Raw genomic sequence first — 11933 nt, 5'->3', positions numbered from 1 at the left:
GTTTTATAAAATGGAAAGAGCAAAGTGGATCAAAGGATTAGGCTTTATGTCAGTTGTTTTGGCTGGAACGATGTTGACAGCATGTGGAGACGACGGTAATAACGATACAAATGGTGCGGCAAATGAAAATAACACAGAAGGAAATGAAACAGACAACGATGGAGCTCAAAATGAAGATCAAGAAGAAGTAACGGTTCGTCTAACCGGATGGCAGTCTTCACCGACAGAACAACGCTATTTCGAAGAGACAATTGATGCATTTGAAGAGAAATATCCACACATTAACGTTGAGGTTGATACGATTGCAGATCAGTACATGGACGTGTTACGGACGAGATTGATCGGTGGAGAAGCGGCAGATGTCTTCTTCTTGGACGCTTTTGAAGCACCAGGATTAATTGAAGCTGGAGTTCTTGAATCGCTTGATGGATATATTACTGATGAATTTGACGTAGATGATTTTGAAGAACCGCTTATCGATGCATTTAGAAGAGACGATCAATTATGGGGTTTACCGAAAGATACATCAACATTGGCATTATTCTATAACAAAGATCACTTTGAAGAAGCTGGAATAGAAGCACCGCCGGAAACATGGGAAGAGATGGAAGAGATAGCAGAGACGTTAACAGTAGATAACCGTTATGGTTTTGGGATTGTTACAGACATGGCAAGACTCTACTCTATTGGTGAATCACGTGGGGGAGAAATGGTAGTGGATAACCGTGCCAACTTTACAGACCCTGCTGTCATCGATGCTTTACAACCTATTATTGATATGAGAAATGAGAAAGAAATTGGTGCTTCTCCTGCAGACGTTGGAGCTGAATGGGGCGGAGACATGTTCGGAACGGAAAGAGCTTCGATGATCATTGAAGGTAACTGGATGATCGAATTTATGGAGGATGCATTTCCTGATGTTAATTATGGAGTTGTAGAAATTCCAACTATTGAGGAAGAAAAACAAACGATGGCTTATACCGTTTCTTACTCGATGAATGGTGAATCGGAAGTAAAAGAAGAAGCTTGGCAGTTAATTGAATTTCTTACAGGAAAAGAAGGCATGGAGATTTGGACAGCGAGTGGATTAGCTCTTCCTTCCCGACAATCTGTAGCAGAGATGATGGATTATGCAGATGATGCGATTTACGAGCCATTCATTGAAGGGGCTAGCTATGCAACGGTATGGGCGGACGACACTAATTTGCCTATTATAAATTCTAACTTTGAGAACCAATTTTCTAGTGCGTTTTTAGGTGACCAAACACTTGAGGAAGCAATGGAAGAAGCAGAACGTGTTGCGAATAACGAGATTCAAGACTAATCATTAACGAAGAAGGGTGTCTTAAAAAGGAGATCGATCTCCTTTTTAAGCTCCTTTAACTAGTTAGTTTTCCAGATAGGAAAGGGGTTAAACACCATGGCTAAATGGAAATTATCGAAGAGCCAGTTGAGAGATGCAGGGCAAGGATACTTATTTATGTCCCCTACGATTTTTACAATCTTAGTGTTTTTAATTGGTCCAATTTTGTTTGCATTATTTCTTGCTTTTAACAATGTCAATCTACTAGGACAAACGAGCTTTGAATTTGTTTGGTTTGATAATTTTACGAGAATGGCTTCTGATGAAAGGGCATTGATTGCCTTACAAAATACTGCTTTCTATGTTGTGATTGTGGTACCGACTCAGACGATCCTTGCCTTGGTTCTTGCTGCGTCCTTGAATGCAGGAATGAAGGGAGAGAAATGGTTTAGAGTCATCTACTTTATACCAACATTAACTTCGTCTGCAGTTTTAGTGATGATTTTCATGTGGATGTATCGTCCAGATGGCCTAATTAATACAATTTTAAGTTCGGTTGGCCTACCAACTTATAACTGGATGAATGATCCAAGTGTGGCGCTGATTTCAATTATGATAATGAATATTTGGGCAACAGCACCAATGTTTATGGTTATTTATTTGGCAGCCCTTCAAGGTATTTCTGATTCTTTATATGAAGCATCAGAACTTGATGGCGCAAGTGCCATACAGAAGTTTTGGTATGTCACAGTACCGATGTTACGGCCCGTGACGGCATTTGTTGTAATCATTGGCGTCATTGGAACGTTCCAGCTATTCGATCAATCTTATATGTTCTCTGGCGGCTCTGGTGGACCGAACAATTCTACATTAACCGTTGTACTCCTTATTTATCAGTATGCATTCTCTAATAATCAAATGGGTTATGCAGCTGCACTAGCTGTATCTCTAGCGTTGATTATACTCGTCGCAACATTTATTCAACGGAAACTTCAAAAAGAAGAAACACACTAATTGTGGCGGAAGGAGGAGAATGTAATGAAGAATAAGAAACCAAATATATTAAAAGCGTTTTTATATATCTTTTTGACGAGCTACGCGGTGGTCACCTTGCTTCCATTTTTATGGGCACTGTCTGCTTCCTTTAAACCATTGAATGAAATATTATCGGCAGGATTAAACATTTTTCCTGAAACATTTACGTTTGATAACTATGTCACGATATTTACAGAACAGGCATTGTTCCCAAGATGGCTGTTAAACAGTGTAATCGTTGCAGTTATTGGTACGGCATTAAATATTGTATTTAATTCGATGGCTGGTTACGCGTTAGCAAGGGTTAGCTTTCCAGGACGAACGGCTTGGTTTATTATCGTACTTGCAGTATTAATGATCCCGGCACAAGTTACAATGGTGCCTAACTTCTTAATTTTAAAAGAATTAGGTTGGTTAAATAGTTATCAAGGTTTAATCGTTCCTGGAATGGTCAATGCAACATTTATATTCATGATGCGACAATTCTTCGTTAATTTCCCGAAAGAGGTGGAGGAAGCGGCGGCGATAGATGGTCTGAGCCGGATTGGAACGTTCTTTAGGATTGTCATGCCGATGGCAAAACCCGCGATAGGTGCGATGGCGATCTTCGTGTTCATGGGATTTTGGAACAACTTCATGGCTCCATTAATTATCATGACTGACGCATCGATGTACACTTTACCAGTCGGTTTGAATGCTTTCCAATCTGATTATGCAACCTATTGGAATTACATTATGGCTGCTTCGATGGTATTTACCTTACCAGTGCTCTTACTCTACATTTTTTTCAATCAATATTTTATGAAGGGACTGTCTTTTGGAGCAGGTGAAAAATAAACGTAAGTGTAAAATGATTTATATAAAAACGTACTCATTTGTTGAGTACGTTTTTTGTGTTTACGAATAGCTCTGTTTGGAAGTTCGTTGCATTTGTCTCCCTATAATTACCATACTCTTAATAATAAAGGATCTATTCATTTATTAAAAATTGGACAAATATTGAAAAACATACCATTTAAGACACGAGTTGTTATAAAGGAGGGCTAATTATTTTTAAATTGATAGATTGGCCAATGGTTTCATTTGTTGGTGTTTCCTTACTGAAAGAGTATTGGATCTATTATGGATTGCCTCGATGTTATTATTGTGACTTTAAAGAAAATCAAACAAAGAAAGAATAATTATTATATTTAAAGAATTAGAACAGTTTTTTAGAATATTGCTATGACTTAATCTGAAAAGCTATTCTATTTGAAGTGAGCCATTTGTGGTGAGTTTAATTTGCTATAACCAGCGATGGTTAAAACGATTATAGCAATGATAACAGCAATAAAATAAGGCGACACAATATCACGAATGGCTCCGGTAACGGAAGAACTAGCAATGATGCCTAAAGAGAAAACCGCTGACATGTATCCAAATGCTCTGCCATGAACTTCTTTAGCTGCATTTTCTGTAATGGAGGTTGCCATCGCAGGCATGACAAGACCAAAGAAAATACCAATCAAAAATAATAAAATAGGTAACGAAAATGCTGAAGTTAATAGGCCAAATATACCGATGGACATGCCACATAAACCAACCATAAGCCGCTTAAATGGATCAAACAAATTAATGAAAAATAACGATAGTGTAAGAAACGTACCGATGCTCATGAAGCTAAATAGTTGACCCGTTTGAAAAGTAGAAAGCCCTTGTTCCACAGTTAGATAGGGAATTTCAAATAGTAGAACCCCATGAATGTACATAACAGCAAAACCGATCAAATAAACAAGAAAAAGGTTTGGAGCCTTCAGAACACTACCGATTGTGACATGTGTTTGTTTTTGTTTTTTAACGGAAACAACTTGTCTATCTTTCAAAAAATGGAAGGAATACGTAGCGGTCAGTATCATCGCAGCTCCAATAAAGAAATAAGTATTCACATAGCCAAATAAGACAACCATTTTCCCACCTGTCAAAGGGGCAATAATACTAGCAATTGTCGATAACATTCCATTTATGGCGATGTTTTTTCCTTGTTGGCGACTATTTTTTGCGTATCCGGAGAGGAGCGTAAATGCCGCTGGAATCATAAATGCTAAGGCAAATCCGTTTAATCCATGGAGGATTAATAGGTCGGTGGTACTCGTTGCAAGACCGTGGGCGATGAAGAGTCCACCTGAAATAAATAAGGGAAACGTGATGAACACCTTTTTGCCAAAACGATCCACTAATGGTCCGGCAATGATGTTCCCTGTTAAATTAGATAGTGACGTCACACTTAAAATTATCCCAATGATCATGCTTGATGCGCCAAACGATGCTGCAAATGGAGTGAAAACCGGAACTTGAATCCTAACGATTAAGCTAATAAAAAACATAACGAGAAAAATGTTACATTTATCTAAGGTTGTTTGTTTCATTTTTTCCACCTCGGAACAATCTATGTTCGAGGTAGAAAAAATAGACGAGCTCAAACGTAGAATAATAGAAAATTTATGTTTCCGGAATTATCTAAGACCATTAGGTAAAGAAAATTTGCTCGTGTCATTGATTCAACTAAGTAAGACAATGATTCTATTCTGAGCATCTTTTCCCCTTCCTAAGCGTCTATACTTATGACAGAAAAATAGGAGGTTGACGATATGGACGATCATGATCTGATTCGAGAGATCCTTACAGGAGATCAACAAGCAATTCAGAAGTTACACGAACGATATGTTGATCGCATTTTTCATTACATATATACACAAACGAACAGTTATCACGACACAGAGGAAATGTTGCAAGATGTTTTCTTCAAAGTAGCTAGAAAACTAGATCAATTTGAAGGAAAAGCATCTTTTAAAACGTGGATATTTAAAATCGCTCGCAACGTTGTCATTGATTATTATCGAAAGCAAAACAAGGAGCGTCATTCGATAGCGGTAGAAAAAGATTATCTAGAAGATATTGCTGGAGAAGACGAGTCGGCAGAAACGACCGTTCTTAGAAATTTCCATATAGATGAAGTACTTCAACTAATCGATAGGCTTCCAAGTCATTATCGAACGGTGCTTCACTTAAGGTTTATTGAGGAATTTTCTATCCAAGAAACATCTGACATCATGGGAAAGTCAATTCTGTCGGTGAAATCAATGCAACGACGTGCAAGGTTGACCCTTTTTGAGCAAATGAATTTGGAGGTGAGTAGTCAATGAATAATCATAGATATGAAGATGAAGAATTTCAATACATAATGAGACAAAAGAAAACGATGAAAGCTTCCACAAAAGCTCGAGAAAAAAGTCTACTCACTTTTCAAGATGGTTTAAAGGATGTTATTCCGAAGCAAAAAAAGAAGCAGAATCGCCAAAAACTTCGCCAACGTTTTTTTGTTACAGTTGGTTCTGTTGCCGCAGCAGGGATTGCAAGCCTTATATTTATAAATTATGATTTCGTTCAAGACGGTGGACTCCTTGATTCTGGTGAAGATGAGCATGACGGGGAAGAAACGTTCAATGAAATGGTGGAAGATGAAAATGAAAAGAAAGAAGATATTATTTTAGAAGATGTGGAAGAAAACGAAGCCTTAGTTGAAAGAATCCTTGATCGACCAATTATTGATGTTAATGTATTAAACACGATGCCAATGCATCAGATTCAAAACGAGACATTTTCTATCTACCTTCCAGATGAATGGTCTATTGAAGAAGAAGAAGAGGATTATGTTTATTCGACTCACATGACTGGACCTGACTCGGAACGAATGGAGTTTTTTCTGTTTGACAGAGATGTCAATCAAGAACAAATAGCAGACGAAATTGAAGAAACTCTAACGAAGGTTACGTCTACAGAAGAGACAACGGTGTCGCCGAACATCTATAATGATGAATTTGTAATGAATAATCAAATTCGTACGACGTTTGACACTATGTTTCCTTTTGATAATGAAATGACAGAAATGTACGCCTTTATTGATGAGGAATCTGGTCGCTTCACAGAGCTATATATATCGGAATTATTTGGCCAGTCGATGATTTATATGATGGATGTTCCTCTTGAAGACAAAGAGAGCTGGGCTTTGTCTTGGACGTTTTTTTCCCAGATGTTCGTGACTGAAACCCCTTATACTATTCAAGGAACTGAAAGTGAAGATCACCCTCAGTTCGATCGACCATTGGAGAAATCTGTCATACTGAATGAAGGAGCGGCCTCATTCCGAGAAACTGATATTGAACTTTATGAAATAGATGAATTTGGAATAACAAGCTACATTCCAGTTAACGTAGAAGAGGAAAGGATCGAGCACGAGCACTTTATCGAATTTCGTTTTACTGATGAGGATTTTTCTAGAAATAGTTTTTATTCATTTGGGAAATTAAAAGAAGGTTTTCCATTAGAGAATGGGAGAGAAATCATGTTTCATGCGTTTAATATTGACCAAGCACATCATGAAGATTTAGGTGGAGGCGATGGATATGGTTATGGGTATTATGATGGTAGCGGGGATTATGATATCGAGGGCTATATTCAACTCTTTGAGGTTTCCGACAATTGGTATTACACACATCATCATTCAGAAAGAGAAGATAATAACGGGATCATTTACAATAAATGGTCATATATGTTCAAAGAACTAATTGAATGGGAATAAGACATTCGTATATTTGGAACGGGAAGGGTTATTTAGAACTCTTCCCTTTTTTATTTTCATTATTAAGTATATTAAAAAATATATCGATAGAGCACAAAAAATCATTACCAAATGATGAAAAAATAACGGATGTTTTGTTCATTATAATGTTCAAATGTGGAGAATTCTCTAAAGTAGCTATATTATGTTTTGAAGAAGTGGGGATGTGAAATAGATGTATTAGAAAGATTGCTATAATATTTCTAGCTAATCATTTCATAAGACATCAGTTGGAGGAATTTGACATGAAAAAGAAAGCATTATTACCAACAGTATCCGTAGTTCTATCGTTAGGAATTCTAGCAGGATGTGGAGATGATCGGTTAGATGGACTGAATGAGGGTAACGGTATAAACGAAGGGAATAATAACGAAATTAATATTGATAGCGGTAATAAATTTAATAATAATGATTCGAATAATGATTTTGGTAATGAATAATTACATTGTTGAAATCGACAATGAAGAATTTGAAGCGAACGAAGACAATGGCATGTATTAGCTATACAGCTTAGAACTTTTAAGCTTTTAAATAGATTATAAATGTTTTGATTCCGCTTATATTTCCCCCTTATGAATTGGAATCAAATATAACGGGCCGTCAGTGTTTCAAACGCTGGCGGCCTCTTTTTAATCTTATTAATGAAAATTAATGGGCGAAATTAGCTTTTACAGTGATTTTTATAACGTGCCAGCTATATTTTGATCAGTAAGGTCCGGATCTAATGTATTATTTAAATTTATTCCATTATTCGTAATGATAAAATCCCCGGTGTTTGATCCACCTGATCCACTAACCGATTTAGAAGTTCCTTTCGGTGAAATATTCAATGTGTCTCCAAAATTCAAAACACCATCATTTGAATTAATTTTGAATGGTCCATATACGATGGAAGGCATAGTTACCCCCTCCTCCTCATTAGTTAATCTTTAATTACATTCGGTAATATACAGGTCTAGGTAAGTCATTGTCATTTAATATATGCATCAAGTAAGAATGGTGTTAGTTAAATTTAATCATAATGAATCGTGGAGATTATGCGGTGGACCAATTGTATATCTTATTTTTATAAGGAACGAAAAAATTCTCATCTATTATGAACATGTAAGAAAAAAATACATAGGCTATTATATAGTGACTGTATGGTAAAAAGGGTGGATGATTCATGCCAGCAATCGTAGGTGCCGTTAAAGTGATTAGTGTGGGAAATAGTGGTGTGTTTAATATTGGTGACGTGTTAAATATTTCACCGTCGAGTACAGCAAAGACATTTGCGGGGGCCGGTTCTTTTAATACTGGAGACTACTTAAAAGTAAGAAATAATTACAGTTCAACCAACACGTATGATAAAGATTTTGCAGATTCAAATATAAATGCAATTATCTAAAGGAGGTCTTTATGAACTTCCATATCAATCAAAATATAACGATATACAACTTGAAAGTTAATGGAATAACGAATTCTTCTGTATTACAGATAGGGAGTGCAGGCAGTATAAATCCATTATCTAATCTTTACAATACGGGAGGGTTTATGGAAGCCGCTCCGGAAGTGGGAGAAGCACAAGCAGAACCGTATGTTCCGCTAATCCCACCGACAGGATTTACGTAATAAAGAAAAAATGATGTCTTCTAGGAGGAGGTTGAATGAATTATAACCATTCTAATATGATGCAACACTTTCACCAAATCTATGGACACTTAAATACACAACACGAAAGAGTGTCTCAACTAGAAGAAACAATTCACCAACTCCAAAACGAAATTAACCGTTTAAAAGAAAAACAAACGTCAAATATCGAGAAAATCGAGTATAAATTTGACCAATTAAAAGTAGAGAAGCTAGAGGGAACATTAAATATCGGGATCACGCCGAATAATGGGGGGGAGAGTTCCGTAGAAGATTTCTCCGTTAATCAGCATGATTTAAATATTCCTCGAAATCAGCAGCAAGAATCTGCGTTTTTTGAAGAAATTCAAGAACAGATCCATGAATACTTGAATGAAGAATGTTATCGAGATATCCGTTTCATTGAGAATCAAAATAATTACCAAATAGATAACCATTATCGTCAATATATTATGGAGGATATAAGAAAACAAGTTGATAATCGAGTCCGTTACTATTTAAGTCAACTGGACTTAAATAATCTCAAACAAGAAGAATTAGTAAAAATGAAAGAAATGGCGATAAGGAAAATAAAAGAAGATGTGCACAAAACGTATGAAGAATTTCTTAAACAGCTACCGAGAAAGGAGAACGAATCTTAACATGAATTTTACTGTTGTTAATAAACAAGTATGCGTGGACAATATTCGTATTTTGGGTGTATCGAGTTCATCTATATTTTTAGTTGGTGATGCGGACTCGATTTCTTTATCTTCCGTATTTGATACACCACCAGAATCGTTAATTATCGGACCTTTTGTTCCACTAGCTCGCTCTTAAGGAGTAGTGACAATATGTATAAAAGAACATCTGTCGTAAAAAATATCGATGTTATTAATGTATCTAATAATTCTGTTTTTGAAATTGGTGACTCTCGGTTTATGAAACCTCGCACAAAAGTGTTAGCGGTGCAACGTGAATACGAATTATTTTATGGAGATGAAGGAAACTTCAAGTATTATCCTATATTTACAGACCCCATTCCAAAACCAGTGGTTGATGAATCTGTCCATGTTGTTAAGTACAATCAAACATCTGCTATCAAAGTTAATAATATAGACATAACAACCCTCTCTGGATCTGGAATTTCTCATATCGGTTCTACGAAAACAATTGATGCTGAATCTAGAATAAAACATATTAGACAGTTAGAAGGGAGGATGGCTAATAACCTAACTAATTTTCCATTAACAAATGTCAATAATAATAAAGAATCTCTTTAATAGGTAAATAGACGTTCGATAAATATAAATCAAAAGTGGTGATAAAGATGGATTATTACTCACATGAATGGAATTCTCCGTTAAAAAAATTTTTTGAAGATGACTTTTTAGGGAATTTTAATAGCTTTTTTAATGGCATGGTTCAACAGCCAAGAGCTAATGTATATGAATCAGAAAATGAAATCATATGTGCTGTTTTTTTGCCAGGAATCAAAAAAGTAGAGGATATTCATCTCACGATAAATGATAGAACATTAGAAGTGAGAGGAAACTTAAATCTTGACTATAACGGATTTCGATTGAATCATGAAGAAATTTATCAAGGGGAATTTAAACGTGTGATGGAATTACCATTTAGGGTACGGCAGGATAAAAAGGATGCCTCTTATCAACGTGGCATCCTGACGGTCCATTTATATCGACTCATTCCTGATAATAAAAGCACTCATGGTGTTACGGTCCGAGATGAAGATTAACCAAATTTAATATTTTCATAAAATAAAGCCAGAACTTATTAATCTAAAAGGTTCTGGCTTTGTTTTGGTTTTTATTGTGAAAACACCCTATAGGTAATAGGAATGGAAATGGTCTTTTGGGGCACCATAAATAAAACTTTAAAAAATGCGTGGAAATAGCAGATGATAATTGTAAAAGGATATGTGATAATGTCTCAAACTTACCCTACCCATGAGGAAATACAACAACTTTACGAAAAACTTTTTGAAATGAGATTGGATAAATGGTTGAATCATGAATTATTCACTTTTCAATGGTTTTTACTTTTAGCAGTGCTTATCTTTCCTTGGTTTATTTGGTGGCGATTTGTTGATAAAAATAGAATAGTCCAAATATTGCTTTTCGGAGCACTATTATCCATTCTCGTTGTTTTTTAGATGATATTGGAATAGAGGTACAACTTTGGTCGTATCAGTATCACCTAGTTCATATTTTACCTAAATTGCTTCTGATTGATTTAGGTATTATTATCGTGGCTCATATGTTTTTGTATCAATATTTTGTGACATGGAAAAAATTTATCATTGCTAATATGATTATGTCCGCTATTTTTACATTTGTTTTCGAACCTTTAACGGTTTGGATTGGAATATAAAAATTAGATAATTGGGAGTACATTTATTCTTTTCCAATATATATTTTAAAAGCTGTTTTTATTAAGTAGTGGCTAGTTGATGAATTTTTTCAAAAGAGAAAAGTTTCTTCTTAATTAAGGAAGTTTTGGGCTATTGAGCGTTTTCAATAGCTCTCTTCTGTATGCTTAAAACTGAAAAATCACTAATTAGCGTCCTTTTTCTTCATCTTATATAATACAATATATATCGCTAGAACACAAAAAATGTTCATACGCTCTTCCTCAATTTTTCTCTATACTCTAAAGCTAATCTATTTCCACATATAAGTGGATTAAAATGGAAACCATTGGCACTTAAAGTGATGAACCATGAAATAATAACGTAATCATTGTTAAATAATCTCTTCGAATATGGAGAATTCTCTAAAGTGGCTCTATTATGTTTTGAAAGACTACGGAAGTGAAATAGATGCAGTAGTAAGATTGCTAAATTGATTGTTTAGCTTAATTTTTTAAAATCACAGGAGGAATGTAACATGAAAAAGAAAGCACTATTAACAGCAGCATCTGCAGTGTTATCACTAGGTATTCTTGCAGCATGTGGAGATAATGAAAATGACGGCTTTGAAGAAAACAATGGCTTAAATGGCGGAAATAATATCGAAAATAACGAAACAGATTTCAATGAAGAAAATAATTTCGATAATAATGATGGCATGAATAACGATTTTGAAGATGAGAATGATGGCATGAACAATGATCTTGACGATAACAATGATTATGATGATGAAATGGACAATGACGAGTTTAATGATAACGACGAAAATATGTAATTGTTACACAGCTTAAATTTTTAAGCTTTTAAATAGATTTAACTTTTCTTTGATTCTTCTATTTCCCCCTTAATAATAGAAATCAAAATATGGACCGTTAGTGTTTAAAACACTAGCGGTCTTT

16 protein-coding genes are annotated in these 11933 nt (G+C 35.3%); 14 read left to right on the top strand and 2 right to left on the bottom strand.

The genetic code is table 11. The annotated features are described in order from the left end of the window. Positions 1 to 10: 10 nt before the first annotated feature. From QDN89_RS20175 to QDN89_RS20165, 3 genes are all read left to right on the top strand, one after another. A complete protein-coding gene (locus QDN89_RS20175; RefSeq protein WP_280771978.1) occupies positions 11 to 1324 on the top strand; it encodes an ABC transporter substrate-binding protein in 1314 nt (437 codons plus the stop codon). Between the two features lie 96 nt (positions 1325 to 1420). Continuing rightward, positions 1421 to 2317 carry a carbohydrate ABC transporter permease gene (locus QDN89_RS20170; protein ID WP_280771977.1) on the top strand — a complete coding sequence of 299 codons (897 nt, stop codon included), beginning with the start codon at positions 1421 to 1423 and terminating at the stop codon, positions 2315 to 2317. Between the two features lie 24 nt (positions 2318 to 2341). Then, positions 2342 to 3175, top strand: coding sequence for a carbohydrate ABC transporter permease (locus QDN89_RS20165; RefSeq protein ID WP_280771976.1), 834 nt, complete (start codon positions 2342 to 2344; stop codon positions 3173 to 3175). A 410-nt stretch (positions 3176 to 3585) separates the two neighbouring features. Here QDN89_RS20165 and QDN89_RS20160 read toward each other — a convergent pair whose 3' ends face one another. After that, positions 3586 to 4743 carry an MFS transporter gene (locus QDN89_RS20160; RefSeq protein ID WP_280771975.1) on the bottom strand — a complete coding sequence of 386 codons (1158 nt, stop codon included), beginning with the start codon at positions 4741 to 4743 and terminating at the stop codon, positions 3586 to 3588. 222 nt (positions 4744 to 4965) lie between these two features. Between QDN89_RS20160 and QDN89_RS20155 the strand changes: the two genes are divergently transcribed. The 3 genes from QDN89_RS20155 (at position 4966) to QDN89_RS20145 (ending at position 7435) form a co-directional block, all read left to right on the top strand. Next, positions 4966 to 5520, top strand: a complete 555-nt coding sequence (locus QDN89_RS20155; RefSeq protein WP_280771974.1) for an RNA polymerase sigma factor — start codon at positions 4966 to 4968, stop codon at positions 5518 to 5520. Further along, positions 5517 to 6956 (top strand): hypothetical protein, encoded by a 1440-nt coding sequence (locus QDN89_RS20150; RefSeq protein WP_280771973.1) that lies wholly within the window; start codon positions 5517 to 5519, stop codon positions 6954 to 6956. Before QDN89_RS20155 ends, QDN89_RS20150 begins: the two co-directional genes overlap by 4 nt. Positions 6957 to 7240: 284 nt before the next feature. Continuing rightward, positions 7241 to 7435, top strand: a complete 195-nt coding sequence (locus tag QDN89_RS20145) for a hypothetical protein (protein ID WP_280771972.1) — start codon at positions 7241 to 7243, stop codon at positions 7433 to 7435. Between the two features lie 240 nt (positions 7436 to 7675). On the opposite strand, the gene QDN89_RS20140 is transcribed toward QDN89_RS20145, so the two are convergent. Beyond that, the gene (locus tag QDN89_RS20140) at positions 7676 to 7894 is read right to left on the bottom strand and encodes a spore germination protein (RefSeq protein WP_280771971.1); all 219 of its coding nucleotides are present in this window, start codon (positions 7892 to 7894) and stop codon (positions 7676 to 7678) included. Between the two features lie 266 nt (positions 7895 to 8160). Between QDN89_RS20140 and QDN89_RS20135 the strand changes: the two genes are divergently transcribed. From QDN89_RS20135 to QDN89_RS20100, 8 genes are all read left to right on the top strand, one after another. Further along, on the top strand, positions 8161 to 8382 hold the full coding sequence (locus tag QDN89_RS20135; protein WP_280771970.1) for a spore germination protein: 222 nt from the start codon (positions 8161 to 8163) through the stop codon (positions 8380 to 8382). Between the two features lie 11 nt (positions 8383 to 8393). Then, positions 8394 to 8606: a spore germination protein GerPB gene (locus tag QDN89_RS20130; protein ID WP_280771969.1), complete on the top strand. Its 213-nt coding sequence runs from the start codon at positions 8394 to 8396 to the stop codon at positions 8604 to 8606. A 35-nt stretch (positions 8607 to 8641) separates the two neighbouring features. Continuing rightward, a complete protein-coding gene (gene gerPC, locus QDN89_RS20125; RefSeq protein WP_280771968.1) occupies positions 8642 to 9265 on the top strand; it encodes a spore germination protein GerPC in 624 nt (207 codons plus the stop codon). Position 9266: 1 nt separating this feature from the next. Further along, positions 9267 to 9443, top strand: coding sequence for a spore gernimation protein GerPD (locus QDN89_RS20120; protein ID WP_280771967.1), 177 nt, complete (start codon positions 9267 to 9269; stop codon positions 9441 to 9443). 14 nt (positions 9444 to 9457) lie between these two features. Continuing rightward, positions 9458 to 9886 carry a spore germination protein GerPE gene (locus tag QDN89_RS20115; protein WP_280771966.1) on the top strand — a complete coding sequence of 143 codons (429 nt, stop codon included), beginning with the start codon at positions 9458 to 9460 and terminating at the stop codon, positions 9884 to 9886. Between the two features lie 47 nt (positions 9887 to 9933). Then, a complete protein-coding gene (locus tag QDN89_RS20110) occupies positions 9934 to 10362 on the top strand; it encodes an Hsp20/alpha crystallin family protein (protein ID WP_280771965.1) in 429 nt (142 codons plus the stop codon). A gap of 189 nt (positions 10363 to 10551) precedes the next feature. After that, positions 10552 to 10779, top strand: a complete 228-nt coding sequence (locus QDN89_RS20105; RefSeq protein WP_280771964.1) for a hypothetical protein — start codon at positions 10552 to 10554, stop codon at positions 10777 to 10779. A 733-nt stretch (positions 10780 to 11512) separates the two neighbouring features. Beyond that, a complete protein-coding gene (locus tag QDN89_RS20100) occupies positions 11513 to 11809 on the top strand; it encodes a hypothetical protein (RefSeq protein ID WP_280771963.1) in 297 nt (98 codons plus the stop codon). Positions 11810 to 11933: the final 124 nt, after the last annotated feature.

Origin of the sequence: Salipaludibacillus daqingensis (assembly GCF_029891575.1) — a bacterium.
Lineage (GTDB): Bacteria > Bacillota > Bacilli > Bacillales > Salisediminibacteriaceae > Salipaludibacillus > Salipaludibacillus daqingensis.
This window is presented reverse-complemented; position numbering and strand designations above follow the sequence as displayed.